This is a genomic window from Bacteroidales bacterium (assembly GCA_035342335.1).
Taxonomy (GTDB): Bacteria; Bacteroidota; Bacteroidia; order Bacteroidales; family JAGONC01; genus JAGONC01.
On the sequence record DAOQWY010000004.1, the window covers coordinates 171,171 to 196,983 of the forward strand.

Sequence of the window (25,813 nt, forward strand, 5' to 3'; positions counted from 1 at the left end):
TTTTAAGTGATGAGGGACAAAATTACTTATAATTGGTATAAATAAGCTTCCCGGCCGGAAAAGAAAAAGCAGTCCTGGTTCGACTGAAGGATTTTTTTTAAATTTGTCTGAAACCATTCCACTTGTTGATTTTTTAACTTTTTTTTATCATGGATCAATGGGTTTTATTGGGTGATGAGGCGATTGCACAGGGAGCCATCGATGCTGGCCTGACCGGCATTTATGCTTATCCCGGCACCCCTTCCACCGAGATAACCGAATACGTTGAACGCTCCCGGGAGGCTCGCCAGCGGCAGATCAAGGCCACCTGGTGTGCCAATGAGAAAACAGCCATGGAATGCGCCATAGGCCTATCCTATGCGGGAAAACGGGGCATGGCCTGCATGAAGCATGTCGGCCTGAATGTAGCTGCGGACCCTTTCATGAACTCAGCCATCACCGGAGCCAATGGGGGCCTTTTGGTGGTCAGCGCTGATGATCCGTCGATGCATTCTTCACAGAATGAGCAGGATTCGCGCTTTTATGGAAAATTTGCCATGTTGCCCATTCTTGAACCCGGCAATCAGCAGGAAGCATACGACATGGTCCATGAAGGGTTCAGCCTATCTGAACGGTTGAAACTTCCTGTTCTGATCCGCATCACTACACGACTTGCCCATTCCCGCGCCGTGGTGAAGCGCAGCCAGAAGGTCGTGGGTCAAAATCAGATCCGGTTGCCCGATAATCCGATGCAATACATTCTTTTGCCCGTCAGCGCCCGGAAACGTTATAAAGAGTTGCTTGCCAAGCAGGAAAAGGTGATCAGCGAGGCAGAAGGATCCAGGTTCAACCACTGGACCGACGGTCCTGACCGATCCCTGGGGATCATTGCAGCCGGCATTGCCTTGAATTATCTTCTTGAGAACTATGATGACCGAAAGTGTCCTCATCCGGTGGTGAAGATCGGGCAGTATCCCATGCCACGGACAATGATGGAAAAACTTTACAGTTCCTGCGAACGGATCCTCGTTCTGGAGGATGGTTATCCCTTTATCGAAGAACTTTTGAGGGGGTACCTCAATGACGGCAAGAAGATCGTGGGCAGGATGGATGGTACGCTCCCGATGGAAGGTGAGCTGAATCCCGGCAAGGTTGCCAGGGCCCTTGGACTGCCGTTGCAACCGGGATTGCCTGTGCCTGAAGGGATTGTTTCGCGTCCGCCGTCGCTCTGCAAGGGATGCCCTCATATTTTTTCGTTCAATGCCCTGAATGAAGCGGTGAGTTCGTTTTCGAAGGGCCGGGTTTTCTCCGATATCGGATGTTATTCGCTGGGTGCCCTGGCACCCTATCAGGCCATCAATTCGCTGGTCGACATGGGTGCTTCCATCACCATGGCCAAAGGCGCCTCGGATGCCGGCTTGGTCCCTTCCATTGCCGTCATTGGGGATTCCACATTCATCCACTCAGGCATAACCGGCCTGGTGGATGCAGTGAACAGCCGGTCACCCATCACCGTGGTGATCCTGGATAACCAGACCACAGCCATGACAGGAGGCCAGCCTTCCCTGGCTTCGCCCAGGATTGAAACCATATGTGAGGGAACTGGCGTTGAAAAGGACCATATCCATATCCTGAATCCCATTCCCAAAAACCACGAGACGAATCTGAACATCATACGGCAGGAGCTCGAATATAAAGGTGTTTCAGTGATCATACCCCGGCGGGAGTGCATCCAGACTGCCGCCAGGAAATTAAAGCAGGCCAGGAGTCAGAAGCCGGTCAGAGAGGAGATCGCATGAAAAAAGATATCATCCTTGCAGGCGTTGGAGGGCAGGGAGTCCTTTCCATTTCTGCCCTCATTGGGTTGGCCGCAATGAAAGCCGGTCTGTTTCTCAAACAGGCTGAGGTACACGGGATGAGCCAGCGTGGCGGAGAAGTCCACTCTCACCTGCGTATGTCCAATACCGAAATAGCTTCCGACCTGATCCCTGAGGGGAAGGCCGATCTGATCCTATCGGTCGAACCCATGGAAGGACTGCGTTACCTTCCCATGCTGTCAGGCGATGGTTGGCTGGTTACCAATACCCAGCCCTACGTCAACATTTCCAACTACCCTGATCTGGAAATGATCCTCAGGGAAATTGAAAAAGTACCCCGCCATCTGGCGCTCAATGCTGAGGAGATGGCTAAGGACCTGGGCTCCACCAGAATGATGAACACCATGATGCTCGGCGCTTCCGTACCTTTTTTGATGATCCCTTTCGAAAAATTCGGTGAAGCCATCGCTGATTTTTTTGCCTCTAAAGGCCAGGAATTGATCGATCTTAACCTGGCTGCCTTACGCAAAGGATATGATTTTGCAGTGAAATTCACTGATCCTTTAATCTAATTCCGTTACTTTTGCGACGGCGGACGGAAATAAGACTGTACCCCGGTAATGAGTTCTTTTAATTTTACCCTACCCCTGCACGGGGGTGTGTCATAAGTACTTAACCACTAAGGAACACGAAGGTTTTCACAAAGGGACACAAAGTAATATTACTGATTATCAATCCCTTAGTGTTCCTTCGTGAAGCACTTTGAGTACCTTTGTGTTTAAAGTATGTATTTTGACACAACCTCGACGGGGGAGGGGTATTAATATCTGCTGGTCACTGCATGAAGAGAGTACTTGAAATCGTCATACTGCTGCTGATATCGCTGGCAATTATTTTTCTTATTCGTTATTTCATACGGGATGAATACATGGAGGCTCCCCCTGCTGATCCCCCGCCTCCTCAGATGAAGTATGGGATCGTGATCGATTCTTTCAACCTGTTTAACCGTACCGTTTTGAAAGATCAGAACCTGTCGGATATTCTGACATATTATGGTGTTGATTATCAGACAGTTGATAATATCATCAGGCTCAGTCAGCCTGTCTTTGACCTGAGAAAGCTGCGGACGGGGAATAGTTATACGGTCATGTGCGGTGACGATGCTGATCAACAGGCACATTACCTGGTCTATGAGGATTCCCCTGTTTCCTATGTCGTTTACCGGCTGACCGATTCGCTCTGCGTGTACAGGAACGTGAAGGATATCAAGCGAATCGTGACGACCACCCACGGATCGATCAGTTCCTCCCTGTGGAATGCCATGATCGGGAGCGGTGCCGACCCTGCCCTGGCCATGGAGCTTTCGGATATTTATGCCTGGACGGTCGACTTTTTTGGGATACAAAAGGGGGATACCTACGATGTGCTATACGAGCAGCTGATTGCGGAAGGGGACACGATCGGCATCGGCAAGGTGCTGGCTGCCTGCCTGAACAATGACGGCCATCCGTTTTATGCTTTCCATTTCGTTCAGGACAGCGTGGCGGGGTATTACGATGAGCAGGCCAGGAACCTGCGGCGGGCCTTCTTAAAAGCACCGCTGGAGTACCGGAGGATCAGTTCCAAATTCTCGCACAGCCGTTATCATCCGGTACTGAAGATCCGGCGCCCTCATCACGGGGTGGATTATGCGGCACCTGTCGGAACCCCTGTCCGGACCATCGGCGACGGGGTGGTGGTTCAGATGTCGTACCAGAAAGGGGGAGGAGGGAGAATGATCAAAATAAGGCATAATACCACTTATACCACGATTTACATGCACCTTCACGGGTATGCCAAAGGCATGAGGGAGGGACTTCGTGTCAGGCAGGGGGACGTGATCGGGTATGTTGGCTCCTCGGGTTTATCCACCGGACCGCACCTGGATTTCCGGGTGTATAAAAATGGCACTCCCATCGATCCCCTGAAGATGGAATCCCCCCCGGCCGATCCGGTGAAACCGGTTTACAGGCCACAGTTCGACAGCCTAAGGATGGAATACACCAGGCAGCTTACACAAAAAAATCAGGGGATAACAAATGTTACCCCCTGATGAAGGATTTTTGACTTTACGAGGTTGTGTCAAAAGGGATTATTATAATGAAAACCGCAAAGACGCAAAGACGCAAAGTCCTCATAATCAATATTTTTTTTCTTAGCGGCTTCGCGGCTTTGCGGTGTAAAATGACTTTTGACACAACCTCGTAAAACAGTTACTCTTACGGAACCAATTCTGTTCCCCCAGCCCACCAAACCTTGTAGTTATAGACGAAGTTCTCGTCTCCGAGATACTGTGAAGGCACGTTATCGGGATTCGATGACACTTCGCTCAGTGCAAACGGGAACCTGTTGACGAAACCTTTTGTGGCGTTGTTTGGATTATGCATCGTCGGTATGCCTGTACGGCGGTAGTCGTTGTAGGCCTCGATCGCTTCAAATTCATAGAACGCAATGTATTTCTGCGTGATGAGTTCCTTCAGTTCATTTCCCGGTATCCTGGGTGCCACTTCGTTGAGGATGTAATCCTCTGCCCCTTCAACACCGTGGAAGGCAAAGTTGGCTGCAATGGCCTCGCCAAACGAATAGGCCCAGGATGCATCTCCCTTCATCAATTTCGCTTCGGCTTCAATGAACTTCAGCTCGTGATAGGTCATCAGCGGGATGGGAGCTGTACGTCCGTTTTCAGTGATCAGCGATGTTGAGTACGTCCCACCCTGGTTTTCTACGGCTGTGCCATTGGGTGCCGGATTGTAAGCATCCTCGATCTGAGTGAAATAGGCAGCGATACGCGGGTCGTTCCGTTCATTCATCAGGTTGAACAATGTTTGTCCAGCGGAGAGATGGGTCCTGTCGTTGAGGAACTGGTACCAGGGATTTTCGCCTGATGCAGTGGCCTCAAAGGCATCGAACAGGAAGTTATCATCACTGCTTTGAAAGCCATTGGCAAGATAATTCAGGGCTTCTGTTGCAGCAGCAGCGCCATTGATCTTTGACAGGCGCAGGGCATAACGTGCTTTCAGCGACCAGGCTGCTTTGATCCAGGCGTTTTGATCACCGCCGTAGATGTAATCGGCAGAAGGGATCTTGTTCACCGTTTTGCCCAGGTTCACAATGGCATCATCCAGCATGGCCTGTATCTTGGGATACAGTTCGGATTGCTTGTCGTATTTCGGCTGAAGGATTTCAGCGCCCATGAGGGCCTCTGTCCAGGGCACTTCACCCCACATGTCGGTGGCCACTGCCAGGTTATAGGCGGTCAGTACCTGGGCAATCCCTCTTGCCCAGTAGTTTTCAGGTTCCGTGCCATCCGGAGCGGTTTTGGTCAGAATGTCTTTCAGCTCATTCATAACATCATACAGACCGTTCCAGTTGTTGTTCATTAGCGAGGCATCGTTCTGGGCCTGGCGTTTGTCAGCTACGGCTGACTGGGCCCAGGTGCCGGCACTGTGTTCGATATACACGGTGGCATACCAGGCGATATCACAGCCGGTGGTTTCAAAGGCTGTTTTCAGGATGGCATCCGGAAGAATACTCCCGGCTTCCATATTCAGTGCATCGTTTCGCTCCATGTCGATTTCATCCATCTTTTCATCGCTGCAGGCGAAAAGACTGAGACCAAGAGCGGTAACCAGCAATATTTTTAGTGTTTTCATACGCTATCTGTTTTTTAGATTAGAAAATGATGTTTAAGCCGGCGCCAAAGGAAGTGGTCTGCGGCAGCGACATGTAATCCATGCCTCCCTGCATGTTTCCCATTCCCTGTGAGGCTTCCGGGTCATAGTTCGGAAGGGTTGTCCACAGGAGAATGTTTCGGGCAAACAGGTTGATGGAGAGACCCTGCAGAACAGGTGAAACGAGTTTCTTCGGGAAATTGAAGCCAAGGGTGATGTCCCTGATCTTTACAAAGGAAGTTTCCCAGATGTTGGATTCCGACATGCTTCCGAACACATCATTGTAGAGGTCCGGGTAAGCGTAGAAATCATCAACGCCACCTCTGACAATGTCGTTGGGTGTTCCATCGGCTTTCACCGCTTCCAGATCCGGGCAGATGTTGATTACGCCATCCTGTGAAGTCTGTCCGCCAAAGATATAGGGTGTTTCACGGTCTTCGGTTTCTCCGGAGGCACCATACAGCCTGGTCAGACGATTTGAACCGGAGTACATCTGGCCGCCATCCTTCCAGTCGAGCTGAACGCCCAGGGTGAGCATCTTGAAGAAGGTGAAGGTGTTGGTGAAGCTAAGGATGAAATTGGGCGATACATCGCCGATCTTTCCAAAGTCGCCGATCAGGGGCATGCCGTAATAGTAGCTGTCGGGGTCTTCATCCACCAGGACCTGATTCATAATGGGATCTCCATTTTCATCTTTGGGATGTGCATACTGATTTCCATAAATGGCCGGATAAGTATCGCCGGCGGAGGCACGGATGTTCGGTTCCACATACCCGCCCAGTGCGATGTTTTCAACACCTTCGGCGAGTTCTTCACAGACATTCTTGATCTTGGTGAAGTTTGCAAAGAAGTCCCACTGGAAATTGGAAAGTTTTACCGGTGTCAGGTACAGCACGATTTCGTGCGCTTTTGAGGTCATTTTCCCGGCATTGGTCACGTAGGAGGCAAATCCGGTAGATTGTGCCAGGGGAACGGCAAAGATCTGGTCTTCCGCAGTCTGGTCAGAAAAGGTATAATCAAGTCCAATACGGTCGTTGAATAATTTCAGTTCGATCCCGTATTCGAGTGTTCTGGTATTCTGGGGAACCAGTTCGGGGTCGTAGAGTGTTGTTGTGGGTTTATAACCTGTGACCCCGCCCAGCGGGAATAGGATCCCGTCGTTCAGGAAGCCGCTGCCTGCGCCTCCCTGGACATAGACCGGCTTATTGTAATTACCGGCCTGTCCGACTTCAGCATAGGATACGCGGACCTTGCCAAAATTCAGGATGGTACTGCCCTGCAATCCGGCCAGTTCAGTGAACACCCATCCCAGTGATGCAGAGGGATAGAAGAAGGAGCGGTTGCCGCTGGGCATGCTTGAAACCACGTCGTTACGTCCTGTGACATTGAGGTAGATCATGCCTTTGTAGTCCAGCGAAAGGTTGCCGAAGAATCCGACGGTCCTGTCCCAGTATTTCGACTCATCAGCTGTCTGAGTGGTCGTGTTCGACATGTTGTTCCATCCCGGGAGGGTGAAGCCCGTTCCGAGCATGGTCCAGTACCTGGATTTATTGTCGATGAATTCATTCCCCAGGATCAGGGATCCGCCAAAATTACCGAATTGCTTGACAAATGTCAATGTTGCCAATGAATTGATCACCGTACGCATCACGCCGTAATTATTGATGGATCCGCCGGTCGGTGCCCGATAACCGAAAGTGGTCTTATTGGGATTGGTATAATCGGCTGCCGTGGGCAGGGCCTGGCCGGTGCCTGCACTTCCCATCTGGTAGATATCTTCGTTATCTGTATTATAGGCATCAATACCGATCTGGTATTTGACCTTCATCCAGTCGATGGGTGCGTATTGCAGGTAGGTGTTTCCGAAGAAACGGGTTGTGCCTTCCAGGAACTTGTTGTTTTCCACCGCCCATCTTGGATTTTCACCCACGGCACCGCGGCGGTAGCTGATCTGGCGGTAATCGCCCAGCGGGCCTTCCAGGTGGTAGGGTGTGCCTACCAGGTCAAAGGAGGCAGGAGCACCATAGACTGTAAACAGGTAGCTGGAGTTCCCGGAGGGAATCTTGTTGAGGGTGACATCCGAGAAATTGGCTGAAAATCCGGTTTCCCATTTTTCTCCCATTTTGAAATTACCTGCTGCTTTGGCATTGTAACGGTCCATCCCGGTGTTTTTGATGATCCCGTTCTGGTTGTTGGCGCTGAAGCCCACGGAATAGTTGCCTGCATTGGTTGCACCGGCGATGTTGATGCTGTTGGAGAACGTGGATCCGTTCTTGTCATAGAAATTTTCAGGATTGTTGTAAGCAACAGGATCCTGCCAGCCTCCCTTGTAGGGATCCCACCATTTTCCTTGTTGCCCGAAGTTGTTTCCACCGTAGGTGGGATCATTGGGCAGATCCGTCAGTTTGGGTCCCCAGGAATAGGAGTTGGCCGCGTAGAAGTCGTTGTAGTATCCCTGTGCGTAGGTTTGCTGCACTTCAGGAAGGCGGGCGACCACATCGGAGGTAAAATTTGTGGAAAGAGTGACCATGACGGGTTTTCCTACCTGTGTGGTGGCGCCCTTCTTGGTGGTGATGAGAATCACCCCATTGGAAGCGCGCAATCCATAAAGAGCAGCAGCAGCCTGTCCTTTCAGCACACTGATGTTCTCGATGTCGTTGGGATCGATGTCGAGTGCCCGGTTGGAAAAGTAAGCCCCGGTAACATTCTGTGAATAGTCGGGGGTACTGGTAATGGGCATACCGTCGACAACGTACAGGGGTGTGTTGTCACCGTCGAAAGAACGGGCCCCGCGGATAAAGACGGTGGCGGGTGAACCCGGCATCCCGGAGGATTGCCGCACCTCAACGCCCGCAAACTTACCCGAAAGGGCCGTTTGCATGTTGGGATTAGCCGTTTTGGACAGGTCTTCACCGGTCACTTCCTGGACGGCATAGCCAAGGGATTTTTTCTCCCGTGGAATACCCAGTGCAGTTACGACAACCCCTTCAATGTCGAGGATATCCGGTTCCAGCGATGCATCGATGGTGTTCTCCGTACCCATCTGGACTTCCAGGGATACCCGGCCGACAAAGGAAAAAACAAGGGATTTTGCCTCCTGCGGGACGGTGAGTTGGTAATACCCATCTTCATTGGTGGTCGTACCAATGGTGGTGTTTTTCACCAGGACGGTGGCTCCCGGGATGGGTTGCCCATCATCGGAATTGGTTACTGTCCCGGAGATCGTTTTCTGTGCCTGCACGATGTTCATGCCCATAAAGAGCAGTAGTACAAGCAGTAGGGTAACTTTTTTCATAAATCACCAGTTTTTAGTTTGACATAGTTTGACTACTAGAAATTATTACTGTTAATAATTCTCTTAAGATAATGATTTACAATCGATTATAATATAGATTTTTCAAGTATGCAAGATACAAAATAAAATATAATTCACAACAGAAATTTTTTTTGCTTTTTAAAAGTTCACTTACCCCGGCCTTCAGGCCGGGAACTAACCTCGGGGTATTCGCTTCAGTGAAAAAAAAGAAGGCTGCCCCGGGATTCGGGGCAGCCTCCATTTGGCCAGCAGTCTGTGGGATTAGTTAACGCCTGTACGTTTATCCCACCACATCCTTTCGCCCCAGAATTGATCCACGACCTTGGCAGCTTCGGGCTCAAGGTTCGTTGCGTTGAGGTTGGCTTCTGTGGTCGGATAAGGATAGCGGAAAGGCTGCCGGTTATGAACACCCACATAGACGGATCCGGGTGCCACGTCAATTGCCGGCACATCGGTACGGCGGTTTTCGGCCCAGGCTTCCTGGCCCTGTTTGTACAGGCAGATCCATTTCTCAAGGTAGATCTGCTTCATGTCATTGTTCCAGGCAATGGCCGGCTGGGCCATATAGGTTTCAATATCGCCTGCTGCTACTCCATTTTCTTCCATGGAAGCAACAATGCCGGCTTCATAGGCACTCTGTGCTGTCCAGCCTGGTGTGCCCCATCCGTTCTTGGCAGCTTCGGCAATGATGAAGGCTACTTCGGCGTAACGCATGAAGGGGGTGAATCCCGCCGGGTCGTCCCTGTAAATTGCCCCGATACGGGAGGTTGTCGGGACGATTTCGGAGTCGTCGACCGCGCCGGGATCAACGCCTTTATATACACCATCCGGATTTGGATGGGCATAGACCGGTAACCGCGGATCATTGTTCGCCAGCTGGATGTCGACGAGCACACTGCAGACCCCGTGATCATCACGTGTTTCACTGTCTTCGTAATAGGGCTCCTTGTAGGGGGAGGTACCGGGCCAGTACATGAAGGCATTATCATCATTGCTTTGCATGACCGGGTATTTGCCGGCATTGCCCAGGACTTCTTCGATGACGGCCTTGGCTCCGCCGGGATTCACGATCGACATACGGATGGCAGCACGCAGCCGCAGGGAGTTGCAGAATTTCTGCCATTTGGAAACATCTCCGTGGAAAAGGAGGTCACCATCGCCCAGGTCATCGTCGTGGCCCTCGGCAAAGAGATCCGCTGCAGCCTTCAGTTGAGCAAGAATGTCATCATAGATCTGACTCTGAGGATCATAGGGGGGAAGGGTGACCTGGTCGTCCGGATCGGTACCTTTTAAAGCACTCCTCCAGGGAACGTTACCCCACTGGTCGGTGGTCATCTGAAGCAGCATGGCCTGGAATGTCATGGCAACCGCTTTCATGTTCGGTGTTCCTTCCGCATCGCTTTTATCCTGGATCACTTTCAGGTCGTTCATGGAGTAATAATAATAAGCCCAGGCATTGTTGACCACACCTTCACGGAATTCGTAGCGCGCTTCGTCAATGTACTGGATCTTGGAGATATGCCCTGCATAGCTGCACATTTCGTTCATGCCCTGCCAGGCGTTGAATAGGTTGTCACCGACATACCTCAGGTCAAAGGCGAGGATGTTGGTCGATGGCACATCCGAAGGCTGGTTGGGGTTGACGTTCATCTCTTCGAAATTTTTTGTACAGGAGATGGAAGAAAAGATGAGCACCAGAACCAGCAGAATATTTAAATTCACTATTTTTTTCATATTCATCGTTTTTAGTATTTATACAATGTAAAGAACTGAATTCGGCCTGCTAGAAAGAAATCCTGAGTTTCAATCCAAGATTCCTCACCGGAGGCAGCTGGTACTGTTCAAGACCCACACCTGTGTTGGTTGCGCCAAAACCAGTTTCCGGATCGATACGGATGTCATTGGTTTTATGCCTGTAGAGCAATCCCAGGTTTCTGCCGTAGAACGACAGGTTAAGCCCTTTGATGAAATTGGACTTTGCGAGCAGGTCTCTCGGGAAGTCATAAGCGAAGATCAGCTCGCGGAATTTAATGAAACTACCGTCGATGATGCTGGGTTCAGGCCATCCCCAATAGTTTTCATAATAGCTCTGTGCTGAAATGACGATATCATTTACCGAACCATCTTCTTTGACTCCATTGATGATCAGTCCGTTTTCACGCACCTGGCCGTTCACTGCCCTGACGAAGCCATCGTCGTCGTAGCTCTCCGCTGCTGATTCAGCCGAAATGCCTGCATAGGCGCCGAACCAGTCGGTCACGCTGAACACATCCCCGCCTTTGCGGAAGTCAAACAGGAAGGTGAGCATGAAGCCTTTCCAGTTGAATGTATTTCTGAAACCGCCAACGAAGTCGGGATTGATATTGCCGATATTGACAGGCAGGGAAGTCAGTTTGCGCTGTCCGTCCTCGTTAACGATTATGTTACCATCATCATCCCTGAGGGCGGCTCTGCCACGGATGACTCCCCACGGGTCGCCCGGTCTTGCCTCAATCGTAACGCCACCCCAGGAGGAAACGATGGTATACGCCTGCAGATCTCCGTAAAGCGTAACGATTTCGTTATTGTTTTTTGAGAAGTTGAGGGTCATTTCCCAGTTCAGCCCCCTGGTCGATTTCAGGATGGAACCGTACAGCATCAGTTCATGACCCCAGTTGTGGATCTCGCCTGCATTCAGACGCATGGAACCGTAACCGGTGGCATAGGAAATATTCACTGCCATGATCTGGTTCTTGGTGGTCTTGTCATAATACGTATAATCAATGCCGAAGCGGTTGTTGAAGAATTTCAGGTCTGTTCCAAACTCGAGGCTGGAGGTTTCTTCCGGTTTCAGGTTCAGCGGGGGTACCTGCCGGGCATAGTTATATTGCGGCACTCCAAAGATCGGAGAGGAGGATGCATAGGTGGGCAGGATCTGATAGGGATCCGTTGAGTTCCCCACCTGTGCCCAGCTAGCCCTGATCTTGCCGAAGGTCAGGATATTGGACGGGATGTTGAAGGTTTCGGTGAATACCCAGCTTAAACCCACGGAGGGGTAGAAGTACGACCATTCGTCTTTTGGCAGCGTGGAGCTCCAGTCATTACGTCCGGTGACATCCAGGTAGAGCATTCTTCTGAAGCTCAGTCCGATAGATCCGAACACGCTGTTGGTTGCCCTTTCTTCATCGTACTGGCTCACCTGGGGGTTCCCGTTCACGTTGCCGATCGTGTAAAGGTCGGGAACAGCCAGTTCACTTGCGGTAAGGGTGGACGAGTTGTATGTCCTTGTCATGTAGTTTCCTCCGAGCGTGGCCCTGATGCCAAAATCTTCCGAAAGATCCTTGTCTGCATTCAAATAAACATCCGCATTGGTCTCGGTAAATCTCATTTCGGTTTGTGTAAAGGATCCACCGAAGGAGGATTCAATGGAGCGGTCAGCGACAACATGCTTTCTGACTTCATTCCAGTAATCGGTTCCCACGCGTCCCATGATGCTCAGCCAGTCGGTCAGTTTATAGTTTAGCATCACATTTCCAAACAGACGGTTACGTTCCCTGGAGGTCGTGTTCTTGTTGACAGTCCAGTAGGGATTGTTGTGGTAGCTGGCGTTCCAGTTGTAAGGATTCCCCCATACATCATCCGTATCCCAGTTTTCTTCGAGCGTCTTCATATTGACCTGACGGCCGAACCAGGAACCGAGGGATTGCATGATGTTGTTCTCATCGTATCCGCCACCAGGAATGTTGTCACTCTGGTTGAGCACATAATTGGCAATCACGGTGGCCGTAAGTCGTTTTGACAATTCTGTCGTACCGCTGAAGTTCACCGTGTATTTATCCAGGTCTGTATTGGGGATGGCACCCCTGGTGGTCTGATAACCCAGTGACATACGGGCGGCTGATTTATCCGTACCGCCGGTGAGTTCCAGGTTGTTGTCCCAGGTATGTCCCGTATCAAAGAAATCCTCCACGTTGTCGGGATTGGATACCCAGGGAGTGGCTGTCCGGGTGTCGGGATCGTTGGGATCGGTCAGGGGGCTGTCGTATTGTGGAAGTTTCAGTCCAATATCCAGTCTTGGTCCCCAGGATTCATCGATCCCGTCGTTCACTCCACCCCAGTTGCCATCGTAGTAGGAGAATGCATTTTCCCTGGCCCAGGCTTCATAGGATGCCAGGTCAAAGGAGGTGGCTCCGGTGGATTCAAAATAAGCCCATTCGTCTCCGTAATATCCCTGGCCATAATCATTTTGATAGAGCGGGACATAGGCAATGTTCTCAATTTGGTAGGAAGTCGTATAGGCCACGCCGATGCCTTTTGAAGCGCCTTTCTTGGCCGATTTGGTGGTGATCAGGATCACGCCGTTGGCTGCACGGGATCCGTACAGGGCGGCGGCATTGGCACCTTTCAATACGCTCATCGACTCGATGTTGGCCGGATCAATGTCCATGGCGGCATTACCAAAGTCCTGTCCGCCATACTGATCAACGGCTGAAGAATAGTTGGAGATCGGAACGCCGTCGACGACAAACAGAGGCTGGTTTTCACCGAAGGAGCTGTTCCCGCGGATCACGATACGGGAGGAAGCACCAACGGCACCGCTGGCACTCACCACCTGTACACCTGCCACCTTGCCCGACAGGGCGTTCACAATGTTGTTTTCCTTGGCTTGTTCCAGATCCTCTCCTTTCACGTCCTGCACAGCGTAACCAAGGGCTTTTTTCTCACGTGTGATACCCAGGGCCGTGACAACCACCCCTTCCAGGTCCATGATATCTGACTCCAGAACGACATTGATGACGTTCTGATTACCGATCTCAATTTCCTGGGTGATCATCCCAACAAACTGGAAGACCAGGACACGGGCATCGCTGGGTACGGTCAGCTCGTAAAGCCCGTATTCGTTGGTAGTGGTCCCAATGGTCGTTCCTTTCACCAGAACCGTCGCACCGGGAATCGGAGCTTCGTCCGAGGCCCCGGTGATCGAGCCGGTGATGGTTCTTTGGGCCATCACTGCCTGCACTCCAATAAACATAAGGAGAGCAAGCAACATCGTAAATTTTCTCATAATCAATAGTTTTAGGTTAGTACTAAATTGCAGAAATTATTCGATATTACTATTTCTCAACTACTTGAAGGAAGAATGAAATTGAATGTTTCGTTTTTAATCGCTTTATTAATAATTTTTTTTTGAAAGTGACAGCCAAATTAAAAAGAAAACCTGGTTCCACCAAAAAAAAATTAACAAAAATTAACAGGAAGGTTTTTTTTATTGGTATAAACCAGGCGATCAGGAGGAACAGGGAACACATCAAGGGTTATTCCAGGCTTCCAATGACCTTTTCAACTTCTTCCAGGATCTCACAGGATTGGACCAGTGCTTTCATGGCGTTATGGTCAGGATAGAGTGGCCGGTCGACATCCAGGAAGGCCACGTGCTTGCGGATCACCTCTTTGGCCCTGGTGGTTCCCGTTCCAAAGGTGTACTCTCTGAAGTCCAAAGCCTGCGCAGCGGCCATCAGTTCGATGCCCAGGATGCCATAGGCATTGTCGAGGATCTGGAAGTTCTTCAGGGCGGTGTTCATCCCCATCGAAACAAAGTCCTCCTGGTCGGCAGCGGCGGGTATGGATTGAATGCAGGCTGGCATGGAAAGGATGCGTTGTTCCACGATCTGCATATCGGCCGTGTACTGGCTGAGCATCAAGCCCGAGAACATGCCGGCTCCCTTGGTCAGGAATGCGGGCAGGCCTACGCTCAGGGCCGGATTGTTCAGGCGGTTCATCCTTCGTTCCGACAGAACGCTGACCATGGTGATGGCTGCTCCTGCCATGTCCATGGGTAGTGCCACCGGGCTACCCTGGAAATTGGCCCCGGAAAGCTGCAGGTTCTCTTCCGGGAAAAAGATCGGGTTATCCCCCACGCCATTGAGCTCGGTCTCCACCTGGCTGCGTGCATAGGCCAGCGCATCGTGGGCCGCACCGATCACCTGCGGGGTGGAACGCATCGAATAAGCATCCTGCACCTTGCATTTGATCCGGTTTTCGGCCAGATCTCCGTGCTCGGCCACCTTGCGAATGGCGCGGGCCGACCGGATGGCCCCGGAGAATCCCCTTGCTTCGTGCAGCTTGGGCAGATAAGGCTTCATATTGGCCTTCAGGGCCTCCAGCGACATGGCTGCCGCAATCTCAGCCTGTTTCAGCCAGCGGTTGGCATCATAAAGGAAGATGGCGCTCATGGAGGTCAGCAGGTTGGAACCATTGATGGTGGCCAGACCGTCACGCGCTTTCAGTCCGGGTACGGGGATGCCGGCCCGGTCTAACGCTTCTTTGCCTTCCAGCAGTTCACCCTTGTAGTATGCTTTGCCCTCACCCATCATCAGCAGGGCGATCTGCGACATCGGGGCCAGGTCGCCGCAGGCACCCACCGAACCTTTCTGGCAAACATGAGGTGTTACGCCCTTGTTGAGCATCTCCACCAGTGTCTGCGTGATCTCAAGGCGACACCCTGAATGCCCCTTGGCATGAACGTTTGCCCTCGACAGCATGGCTGCCCTGACATGCTCCAGCGGAGCCGGGTCGCCAATGCCGGCCGCATGGTTGTAGATCAGGTAGCGCTGGAACTGGCTTACCTGTTCGTCGGTCAGGACCACCTCCGAAAACTCTCCGATGCCGGTGTTGATCCCGTACATGATCTCGCCAGCCTCGAGCTTTCGCTCTACCATGTTCCTGCATTTAATGATACGTTCTTTTGCTTCAGGATGAAGCTCCACTTTTTGACCCAGCCGGGCCACGTTGATAATGTCTTCTATGGTTAGTTTATTGCCTGTGATATGATATGGTTTCATTGATAAATTGTTAAATTGTCAAATTGTCAAATTGTTAGTCCTTGTTCTATTGTTCTATTGCTGACTGCCGATCCCTCGTCACTGAGTTCCTCGGGACAGGCTGCCGACTGGCTACCGGCTACCGGCTACCGGCTACCGGCTACTGGCTACCGGCTACCGATAAAGCGAGGTACGGTTGATCTTGATCTTGAATTCGAGGATGGAGTTACGCATGGGATGAAATAGTCATTTGCTCGGCCCTTCGGGCCTCGCGTCATTACTGGTTATTATTGGGTTTTAAGGTTATTCAGAAATGTTTCGAAAGAGGTGGAAAATTGTTCTCCCTTTTTCATATCCCTGATGCTGATGGTCCCAGAGGTCAGTTCATTCTCGCCAATGAGCACAACGTAGGGAATTCCTTTTTTATCGGCATAGGCGATCTGTTTCTTCACTTTGGCAAGGTCAGGGTAGATTTCGGTGTTGATCCCTGCATCGCGCAGTTGATCGGCCAGTTCCATGCACCGTAAGGCTTCCTTGTGTCCGAAGTTGATAAAAAGAACCCGGGTGGAGGTAGAAGCGGTTTCGGGAAACAGATTCAGTTCAAGCATCAGGTCGTAAATACGGTCAGCGCCGAACGATATTCCTACACCAGAAACCCCTTCCAGGCCGAAGATCCCGGTCAGGTCGTCGTATCTTCCACCGCCGCAGATGCTTCCGATGCTTCTGCTGGCGGGAACCACCTCGATGATGGTGCCGGTATAATAGTTCAGTCCCCTGGCCAGTGTAAGATCGAGCTGGAGTTCACCTTTCCGCAGCACCGGTTCACAATACTGAAATACCTCTTCTGTTTCCCGGATCCCCTGGAGGCCTGCGGGCGAATGAACGAAGGCTTCTTTCAGGTTGTCGAGCTTCTCCTGGTGGTCACCTTTCTGGTGCAGTACCCTGCGCAACCGGTCAAGAACGGATGGAGCTATGCCTTTATCCGACAGCTCTTTCAGCGCATTCTCCATACCCGTCTTGTCGGTTTTGTCCAATGCGGTGGTCAGGTCCTGGAACCGGTCGGTCAGTCCCAGGATTTCAGCCAGCCCGATGAGTATTTTCCTGTGGTTGATGCGAATGAGAACCCCGGTTCCCAGCCTGGAAAAGACCCGGTCGATGATCCGGATCAGCTCTGCCTCGTTTAAAAGTGAATGGCTGCCGATGATATCAACATCGCACTGATAAAATTCCCGGTAACGTCCCTTCTGGGGCTTGTCGGCCCTCCATACGGGCTGCACCTGGTACCTTCGGAAGGGGAAGGTCAGTTCGTTCTGATGCATCACCACATAGCGGGCAAACGGGACCGTAAGGTCATACCGCAATCCTTTCTCACAGATCTGAAGGGCCAGTTTGCCAGGTTCACAGCTGGCCAGGTTCTGATCCCCGACTTCTGAGAGAAAGTCCCCGGAGTTAAGAATTTTGAAAATGAGCCTGTCGCCCTCCTCGCCGTACTTGCCCAGCAGGGTCGACAGGAATTCCATCGAAGGAGTCTCAATGGGCTGGTAGCCGTATTGCTTGAATACAGCAGTGATCGTATCGAAGATCAAATTTCTCCTGATCATCTCATCCGGAGAAAAATCCCTCGTTCCTTTGGGAAGAGCTGGTTTCTCAGGCATAGGCAGTTTTAGTTGATAAAGCGGATGCACAGGGGATACCGGTAGGCAACCCCTTCATTGGCCTTGACACTGGCAAGGATGACCATGATCAGGCAGAAGACTCCCACAGCTGCCATCAGCAGGAAACCGATCAGCAAAAGGGCCAGCACCGCCGAAACGGCGAGGTATATTAGGATGGAGATCTGGAAATTCAATGATTCCTTGCCCTGGTCATTGACAAATGGAAATTGGTCTCTTTTCACCAGCCAGATGATCAGCGGTCCGATGATGTTTCCAAAGGGAATGATGAATCCGGCCAGTGCGGAAAGGTGGCAAAACATGCCCCAGTTGCGTTCCTCGGCGGAGGGTTGTGTAGGTTCGGTCATAAAGGTGATACATTAGAATTGTTAAATTGTCAAATTGTTAAATTGTTCTATTGTTCTATTGTTCTATTGTTCTATTGTTGACTGTTGACTGCTGACTGCTGATCCCCGCTTTCGTGGGGACAGGCTGCTCCATCACCTCTTCCAGCTTGCGGGTGGCCGATTCCCAGTCGAAATGTTTTTTCACAAAAAGGAATCCCGCCTGTGCCAATTTTTCGGCTTTTTCCGGATCCTCCAGCAGGCGGATGATATGTCCGGCAAAGTCCCCGGCTGTACTTCCGACCAGGATCTCCGTGCCATCTTCGGCTCCCAGCGCCTGGTTGGCCAGGGATGATGTGATGCAGGGAATTTTCATGGCCATGGCTTCGAGCAGCTTGTTCTGAAGCCCCGTACCGATGAGCATGGGCGCAATGAAGATCCTGGCACGGGCATAATACGACCGGATATCCTCCACCCACCCGGTTACAGTGACCGAATCCGACGCCAGTGCCTGTACCCTGGGGTGGGGACTGGCTCCGGCCAGAACCAGCCGTGCTCCCGGGATCCGTTCCTTCACCAGGGGCAGGATCTGAAGCGCCAGGTATTCCGCAGCCTGGATGTTCGGAGGGTATCCCATGTTGCCGATGAATACCACCTCGTATTCTTTTTCGACGGCCTGGGGACTGAAATAATCCGTGTCGACACCATTCGGGATCACCACGATTTTTTCATTGTCAGGCCGGGGGATCAGATCGCGGTCGGGATGGGAGATGATCGTTTTATGATCGAAACGGTCAAAAATGTCTGCCTCATACTTCAGCAGTCTTCTGTATTCCAGTTTCAGAACGGGCTTCAGATAGAAAGGGGACGTATGGATACGCCGCTCCACGCCCTTGGAAAAAACATCCTGATAGTCGAGCGTTTTCGGCAGGGGCAGGTCTTTTACGTATTCCGCAACCCGCAGCAGCTGGCAATAGATATGGTCGGGTTGGGCCACTGAGATGAGCTGCCGGATTTTTTTCCTGGCCTGCGGTGAATAAAAGTAACCGACTTGTAGCGGTTTACCGGTGAAGAAAGCGCGGAGGATGTTCATCAGGATCCCGGGCTTGGAAAGCCTGATCACGTGGATCTCCCTGCAGATCGGTCTGAGGGCTTCCAGTGTACCTTCAGGCAGCCGGATATCGTTCAGTGCGCAGAGGACAATTTCGTTGTTTTTCGACAAATAGCGCAGCTGATGATAGGCTCTGAGCTTATCTCCCTTTTCAATGGGGTAAGGTACCCGCGACAAGAGAACAAACAACTTCATTCTGCTACGCCATTAAATGGGAAAAGACTGTTTACCGGGCAAAAATAATAAAAACCCTGTTCCATTGCCGTGATGATTTCAATTGATGCTGAGCGACCGGTAAAAATCAGTAAGTTTTTCCATGAGCCGGTCATTGTTATGCTCCTGTTCGATCAGTCCGCGCGCATTGTTTCCGATCGTCCGGCATTTTTCCGGATCCTGGATGCAGGACCTGACTGCCTCCACGAATTCCTCCGGTGTGCTGGCAAACAGGATATTTTTCCCGTTCTCGCAGTGGATTCCTTCTGCGCCGACCGGTGTGGAAATGATCGTTCGGGCAGCGGTCATCCCTTCCACGATTTTGATGCGAATGCCACTGCCGGAGAACAGCGGCACGATCATGATGGATTTCGACCGGATGAATTTCATGGCATCTTCAACCTCCCCAACGATTTCCAGTTTCGGGACCCGGAGGCTGTACATCCACCCGGGGATATTTCGTCCTGCCAGTGTGAAGGTCAGCCCAGGAAATTCGCGGTGGATCAAGGGCCACACCTGGTCAAGAAACCAGCGGATCCCTTCCATGTTCGGATACCAGTTCATGGCTCCGATGTGGAACAGAGAAGGCGTTGAGCATTCAGCGGCCTGAGGTTTGGGATAATCCTGCAGATGAACGCCGAAGGGAATGTCGATCACCGGAGTCCGGGTGCCGGTCTTACGGAAAAAGGAAGCATCATTGCGGGTGATCGCAACGATGCCATCGAACTGTTCAAGTGCGCTGAGCTCATAACGTTTCAGTGTCCGGTAGATATGTCCCAGGTAGATCCGCTTCAGCGGATTCTTACAATTACAGGCAATGCGTTCCCAGATTCGGTGCTCGATGTTATGTGCACGAAGGACGATCCTCGCTTTGGAGTACCTCCGGATCGTTTTTAAATACGGAGTCAGGTAAAGCATCTCCAGCTGGATGATGTCAAATTCCTCCTGGCTGAGGATCTCGATTAGTTTTTGTTCAAATTCACCGGAGATGAATCGCTGGATGTGATACGACTGGCGGGAGAATAAATTCAGGAAGGCTTCGACAGGCCTGATCGACAGGTCGATGTAAACAGTTTCAATGCGTGTGCGCTCACGGTAGTCTCTCGGGATCTCATCCATTTTCACGAAGTACTTATTCGTATTGACCGCCAGCACCCTGACGCGGTGGCCCATCCGGATAAGTCCTTCAATGACTGCATTCATGGCAATGGGTCCTCCTTCCTTCGGAGGGAACGGTGATTTGTTGCACAGGATGAGTATGTTCATGAAAATGATTTGTTTCGGTAGACGACGGAGATGATTTTCAGGATCAGTTTTTTCCAGGAATCCGTATCCATCAGGGGAGAATCCGTAGTTGCCTTGTAGGTTAGGAAGATGCCGATGGGAAGAAAAACGGCGGAGGCGAGCCACATTCCTTCAAAAGGGGTCAGCACCCCTTCCCTGGCATATTTGAATCCTGTCGTGGAAATGATGTGGTACATCACAAAAAGGATGACCGAAACCACCAGCGGCAGCCCCAGGCCTCCCTTTCGGATGATCGCCCCCAGCGGCGCCCCGACAAAGAACAAAATGACGCAGGCAAACGAAAGGGTGAATTTGCGCTGCCATTCGATCCTGTGCTTGATGATGGAGAGGTTTTTCTCATCCACGTAATCCTTTTGGTACCCGATGTTGACCCTGATGTTCCGGGTGGCATTCAGGGCGTTTTCAATGATGCGAAGCTTTTGCTCGGGGGTGAACTGATCCAGGAACGCTCCTTCCCAATGATAAACTGAATCGGGCACGGGTGCCGTGGCTCCGGTTGTGTCATATTTATACCGGAAGTGGGAGTAATTGGACAGAAAGTTGGTTGCAAACTCACTGGTTTTACCGTTTTTCTGCATTTTCAGTGAATCCGTCGCCTCCTCCAGCTGGCGTATGTTGAGCATCTGGTAATTCTTTCTGAAAAGTTCCTCATCGGTTCGGACCATCGAAAAAGCAGACAGGTCAAACCTGTGCTTGCTTTCCGTGAATTTTATACGCCGGAAGGGACGTGATGATAACGTTTTCCGGTCCATGTCCTCGTAATAGTTTATGCCATCGAACAGGGTAAGCACCATATAGCGTTTGTCGGGGGTGATTTCCATCAGGCCCGAGTCTGCCATCGTCAGGCTGGTGTTTCCCGTTCTGTCGCTGTGGTCGTAGATCATGATGTCGTGGAGCGTCTTTTCATCCTTTTCCTTTTGCCCGACCCGGATCGTGTACCCGTCGATGCCGTTGTAATAGATCCCCTCCGGTATGTTCAGGGCCAGCTTCTGCTGACGCACGTCATACAGGATGCTTCGGAATTTCAGGTTGGCGATCGGGAGCATGATGTTGGAAAAGAAAAACGCACCGATGGCGATCGCCACCGAAAGAACGACCAGGGGCATCATGATCCTCCGGAGGGAAATACCGGCTGCTTTCATGGCCACAAGCTCATAGCGTTCGCCCAGGTTTCCGAAGGTCATCAGGGAAGCCAGGAGTATGGCCAGGGGAAGCGCAAGGGGAACAAAAGTGGCTGAAGCGTAAAAAAGCAGTTCCCCGACAATGTTCCATTCAAGTCCTTTTCCAACCAGTTCGTCGACCCATTTCCATAAAAATTGCATCAGCAGAACAAAGAGCGCAATGAAAAAGGTCAGGACCAGGGGCCCGGCATAGGATCTCAGAACCAGTTTGCTGACCTTCTTCATCTGAAAGGGGTGCTCGTGTTTAACAAAGTTAAAAATATTCCCGTGACAAAAAATAGAAACGCCAAAAATACCGAAATAGTCAGGTGATGATCAAAGAAAATAATCCAATGTAACTTACACCGTCCCCCTCCCCCGCTGGCAGGGGAGGGGGATTAAATTGATCCCCGGTGCTTGCACTTACTGAACAGTCCAGTCACGATAAATATCGTGAAGCGATGGGTTTGGGAATGCTATAAATATAACAAAAATATATTAAAATGTCAAATATTGACGACTTTAAAGCAATAAAATCATTATTTTTTCCGCTGAAGGCGGGATAAAAATTTTTGTAAATGTTATTTTTGTAGTTTTGTAGTTCATTGCTTAATCAATCATTGAACATATCGTTAATCAAATGTTAAATTAAAATTGAATGATCATGAAAAAAGTGTTACTCTTTAGTCTTGTTATGTGTCTTTCCTGTGCAGCCTTTGCGCAGACGGGCACCACGAAGCATTTGTACAAGCCGGATCCGTATATCGGGAAAGCCAACTATCAGATGATTCTGGCCCCTGAAAAGGAGTCGATGGGACCCGTCTACCACAATGAACCTGTGGTGTCGCGGAGTTCGGTAGCCGGACGGAACCTTACCTTCATTCCCATCGGGAAATCAGGCAATGCCTATGGCCTTTATAACCAGTCAAGGACGTATCTTTGGGTTGATCCCCGGATCAATTCCGTTGCCTTCACCCATCGGGCGATCGTTGAACCGGATACCTACGGTGCGGCGCGTATTTCCTATGATGTATCGTGGAACGGCGGAGTCAACGGAAGCTGGACCAATGACCTGCTGGTTTACGAACCATTGGGACCTGCACCGGCCGGACAACTCTATCCCCTGGCATCAGGACGTTATCCCCAGGGAGCCATTCTGAATCCCGACGGAAATACCGATCCGGATAATGCGGTCTATACCTATTTCATCCCGGTCATTGACTATTCCAATTCCTGCGATGGTACCTGGGGGGGTGTGGCTCACGGCGCCAACCTGCTCACCAACTGCTATCCGCCTTCACCGACCCAGACCAACTATTCTTCCGATTCGGAATGGCAGAATGAAGTCGGGAGCGCTTTTACCATTACGCTGGATGGCCACGCGTGGTTCGTTGACCAGAATGTTACGGTTTGCGAGGGAGAGGGCAGTGTGACCGACGGCAACATTCAGATCTGGCATGGACAGTGGGATGCCGGGGAAAATGATATTATCTATGAGCGGGAACTGCTGGAAGTCATGAGCGAAGGAGATGCCGTAAACGATGTGAAAGTCGCTTTCGGGCCCGATAACCAAACCGGATACATCTGCATCATGACCCCTTCGGAAGGCGATCCGCAGGAATCCAATAACTACCACCCCCTCCTCATCAAAACGACGGATGGCGGACAAACCTGGGAGGATCCTGTTCACGTTCTTTTAGGCGGATATGATGGCATTGACGCCATTAAAGGTGAGGGTTTCATCGCTGACACATCCCTCCTCAATACGGAAGATTATTCAGAAGGTTTTGACCGTGACACCGTTTGGTATTATATGGGCTGGGCATCAGGTCTGGCTGTTGATGCCTACGGTAATCCCCATATGACCGGCCTGGTCATCCTGGCCGCACCGGGTGGAATTTACGCCTATCCGGAATACTGGGCCACCTTCCATATCTTTTCAGAGGACGGAGGTGAAACCTTTGACGCAAAACTTCTCTACCGCAACAAGTCCTGGCAGGGCGATGTTGGTGTCACGAACACCGTAGGTGAAAATAACAGACCATATATTGCTTCCGATGTCACCGGCAAATACCTGTTCTTCTCGTGCAACGACACGGACTGGGAAAGCCTTGAAGACAACACCAATCCGGATATCTTTGTCTGTTCCTACGATGTGGATAAAAAGGAATACACCGATATGGTGAACGTCACGGTGGGCACCCAGGCCTGGGTGGCTGCCTTCGACGGCACCATGTCGCACTGGGTAGCTTCGGAAGTGGACGGTAACGTGATCACCTGTGAGATTCCGTTTGTTTATCAGGAGCTGGGTAAAAATGACCTTGGACAGCTTGATGCAGGACTGCAGGTTCAGTTCTGGTATATCAAGGGCTGGGAATATGAATTCATCGCCCCGGTCGGAATCGATGAACCCGAAACATCCATCGCATCCGTTTCACAAAACTTCCCGAATCCCTTCGGCAAAACATCGGAAGTATTTGTGACACTCCAGAAATCAACAACGTTGAGCATGGAGGTCTACAATCTGATGGGCCAGAAGGTGTATACCCAGGATCTGGGCAACGTCGGTGCGGGCCAGCACCGGATGGTGATCGATGCCAGGACCCTGAAATCAGGAGTTTACTTCTACACAGTTAAAGCCGGTGATGAAAAGATCACAAAGAAGATGGTCGTTGAATAAACGTGTAAAGATCCGTTAATAGTATACCCTACCCCTGCACCCCTCCCCTGCCAGCAGGGGAGGGGACGGGGGAGGGGTACTTTAAAAGAGAGGCTGTCCGGATTTCAGGGCAGCCTCTCTTTTATTTCAGCGATGTTTTCAGCTCGGGGGATAAGGGTGCCATTTTATCCTGGTAATTTTCCGTATCCCGAATGATGGTATCCAGCAGCCGGATGGCCTCAAAGATATGGTCTCCTTTGTTCAGCATCACACATTCGGCCTGTTGCGACAGGGCAGCGTCAGTGATCTCCGCCCGGGAGGGCAATCCCTTTTTGGCCAGGTTTTCAAGGACCTGTGTGGCCCAGATGTCAGGAAGATGGGCTGCCTCGCAGATGCGCAGGATCTCCTGCTGGATGCGGGCCATGTTTTCCCACCCGCATTCAATGGCCAGGTCACCCCGTGCAATCATCACACCAACCGGATAGGTCTTCATGGCAGTGAGCAGGATCCCGGGAAGGTTAGAATACCCTTTGCGGGTTTCGATCTTGACGATCAATCCAATTTCGGCGTGAAGTCCGGCCAGCGCATCCAGCAGCCGTTGAACGGCGGAAGGATCGTTCACAAACGAAAGATTGACCATGTCAGCATAGTGTGCAATGAATTCCAGATCCTGCCTGTCCTTGCCGGTCAGGCCGCTCAGCGACAGGTCGCTTTCCGGAAGGTTGATGCCGCGGTCGGCCCGGAGCTTGCTGCCGGCAGGCTTGGCACGTGTGATCCGCAGGATGATCTCCCCGTCAGAGACCGATTGGATGGTACCGGCTATTTTCCCGTCATCAAACAGGATAGGCTCGCCGGCCTTTACACGCTCAAAAATGGAGGGGAAGGTACAGGAAATGTGAGCCGGTTGGATCACCGTCCCGGTATCGTCCGTCCGGGCAGGCTCTCCCGGGGCCGGATCCCTGTGCAGTACCAGGGTGTCGTCTGTTTTCAGGAGGATGTAAGGAGTAGCTGCAGCGATTCCAGCCCTGGTTTCCTCCGGTGTGCAGGCTCTGTGTGGATCGTTCTGCTCCGGCGTGTGTTCAGCGGCAGGTGGAGCGACAATGGATCCGGTCCGTAATTTAGGACCTGCAAGGTCCATAACGATCTTGCACGACTTGCCTGTTTCCCTTTCTGCCTGATGGATGTTCACGATGATCCCCTCCCAGACTTCGCTGGTGTCGTGGGCACAATTGATCCTTGCAACATTCATCCCTTCCTGGAGCAGCTGCAGTACAAGAGGATAATCCGTAGAAGCTTCCGCAGGAAGGGTTACCATGATCCGGGTTCGCCTTCCCTGCGGCCTGTTGCCAAACAGAGCCCTGGTATTGGACCGCATCAGTTTGATGCTTTTCTTGATCGAAATGGCCTGCTTGCCCGGGATGTCATCCAGATTGCCTTTCAGACGGTTCAACATCAGGCGGGTATGGTTCAGACTCGCCATCACGTGCGGCTCCGTTTTGGCCATCCGTGATAAACCAAGATACCCGAGTTTTTTTTGCAGATCCCGGATATCGTGATTCCGTAAGGCAAGATAGTGAACAAGGTTCAGTGCGCTGTATTTATAGTTGGGATGGACGGCGGCTAATTCACTGGCGTACTTCTTCTTAAAAGCCGTGGTCTCTTTAACGATCAGATCAAGCCTGGATATGAGCTCATCGATCTTTTGGGCTTTGATTTTCATAGGTTTGAAGGGAAGTAAAGTGAACTT

At 51.3% G+C, this 25,813-nt stretch carries 15 protein-coding genes; 4 read left to right on the forward strand and 11 right to left on the reverse strand.

Features of this window, described 5'->3' with window-relative positions; all coding sequences use genetic code 11:
- Window positions 1-149: 149 nt before the first annotated feature.
- The 3 genes from PKI34_03610 (at window position 150) to PKI34_03620 (ending at window position 3,888) form a co-directional block, all read left to right on the forward strand.
- Window positions 150-1,778 (forward strand): thiamine pyrophosphate-dependent enzyme, encoded by a 1,629-nt coding sequence (locus PKI34_03610; GenBank protein HNS16890.1) that lies wholly within the window; start codon window positions 150-152, stop codon window positions 1,776-1,778.
- Window positions 1,775-2,368 (forward strand): indolepyruvate oxidoreductase subunit beta, encoded by a 594-nt coding sequence (locus PKI34_03615; GenBank protein HNS16891.1) that lies wholly within the window; start codon window positions 1,775-1,777, stop codon window positions 2,366-2,368. The genes PKI34_03610 and PKI34_03615 overlap by 4 nt, the downstream gene beginning before the upstream one ends.
- Window positions 2,369-2,637: 269 nt before the next feature.
- The gene (locus tag PKI34_03620) at window positions 2,638-3,888 is read left to right on the forward strand and encodes a peptidoglycan DD-metalloendopeptidase family protein (protein ID HNS16892.1); all 1,251 of its coding nucleotides are present in this window, start codon (window positions 2,638-2,640) and stop codon (window positions 3,886-3,888) included.
- A gap of 166 nt (window positions 3,889-4,054) precedes the next feature.
- Here PKI34_03620 and PKI34_03625 read toward each other — a convergent pair whose 3' ends face one another.
- The 10 genes from PKI34_03625 to PKI34_03670 all read right to left on the reverse strand — a co-directional run bounded on the left by PKI34_03625 (window position 4,055) and on the right by PKI34_03670 (window position 21,653).
- Window positions 4,055-5,488 carry a SusD/RagB family nutrient-binding outer membrane lipoprotein gene (locus PKI34_03625; GenBank protein ID HNS16893.1) on the reverse strand — a complete coding sequence of 478 codons (1,434 nt, stop codon included), beginning with the start codon at window positions 5,486-5,488 and terminating at the stop codon, window positions 4,055-4,057.
- 19 nt (window positions 5,489-5,507) lie between these two features.
- Window positions 5,508-8,801: a SusC/RagA family TonB-linked outer membrane protein gene (locus PKI34_03630; GenBank protein ID HNS16894.1), complete on the reverse strand. Its 3,294-nt coding sequence runs from the start codon at window positions 8,799-8,801 to the stop codon at window positions 5,508-5,510.
- Window positions 8,802-9,083: 282 nt separating this feature from the next.
- On the reverse strand, window positions 9,084-10,556 hold the full coding sequence (locus PKI34_03635) for a SusD/RagB family nutrient-binding outer membrane lipoprotein (protein HNS16895.1): 1,473 nt from the start codon (window positions 10,554-10,556) through the stop codon (window positions 9,084-9,086).
- A gap of 49 nt (window positions 10,557-10,605) precedes the next feature.
- Window positions 10,606-13,866, reverse strand: a complete 3,261-nt coding sequence (locus PKI34_03640) for a SusC/RagA family TonB-linked outer membrane protein (protein HNS16896.1) — start codon at window positions 13,864-13,866, stop codon at window positions 10,606-10,608.
- A 250-nt stretch (window positions 13,867-14,116) separates the two neighbouring features.
- Window positions 14,117-15,643, reverse strand: coding sequence for an aromatic amino acid ammonia-lyase (locus tag PKI34_03645; GenBank protein ID HNS16897.1), 1,527 nt, complete (start codon window positions 15,641-15,643; stop codon window positions 14,117-14,119).
- 266 nt (window positions 15,644-15,909) lie between these two features.
- Entirely contained in the window at window positions 15,910-17,277 is a 1,368-nt protein-coding gene (hisS, locus tag PKI34_03650; GenBank protein ID HNS16898.1) for a histidine--tRNA ligase, read from the reverse strand.
- 8 nt (window positions 17,278-17,285) lie between these two features.
- A complete protein-coding gene (locus tag PKI34_03655; protein HNS16899.1) occupies window positions 17,286-17,642 on the reverse strand; it encodes a DUF4870 domain-containing protein in 357 nt (118 codons plus the stop codon).
- Between the two features lie 55 nt (window positions 17,643-17,697).
- Entirely contained in the window at window positions 17,698-18,924 is a 1,227-nt protein-coding gene (locus PKI34_03660; GenBank protein HNS16900.1) for a glycosyltransferase, read from the reverse strand.
- Window positions 18,925-19,002: 78 nt separating this feature from the next.
- Window positions 19,003-20,208: a glycosyltransferase family 4 protein gene (locus PKI34_03665; protein ID HNS16901.1), complete on the reverse strand. Its 1,206-nt coding sequence runs from the start codon at window positions 20,206-20,208 to the stop codon at window positions 19,003-19,005.
- On the reverse strand, window positions 20,205-21,653 hold the full coding sequence (locus PKI34_03670) for an LptF/LptG family permease (GenBank protein HNS16902.1): 1,449 nt from the start codon (window positions 21,651-21,653) through the stop codon (window positions 20,205-20,207). The genes PKI34_03665 and PKI34_03670 overlap by 4 nt, the downstream gene beginning before the upstream one ends.
- 418 nt (window positions 21,654-22,071) lie before the next feature.
- On the opposite strand from PKI34_03670, the gene PKI34_03675 reads away from it, so the two are divergent.
- A complete protein-coding gene (locus tag PKI34_03675) occupies window positions 22,072-24,087 on the forward strand; it encodes a T9SS type A sorting domain-containing protein (GenBank protein ID HNS16903.1) in 2,016 nt (671 codons plus the stop codon).
- 121 nt (window positions 24,088-24,208) lie between these two features.
- Here the strand turns inward: PKI34_03675 and PKI34_03680 are convergent, their stop codons facing one another.
- Entirely contained in the window at window positions 24,209-25,786 is a 1,578-nt protein-coding gene (locus PKI34_03680; protein HNS16904.1) for a pyruvate kinase, read from the reverse strand.
- Window positions 25,787-25,813: the final 27 nt, after the last annotated feature.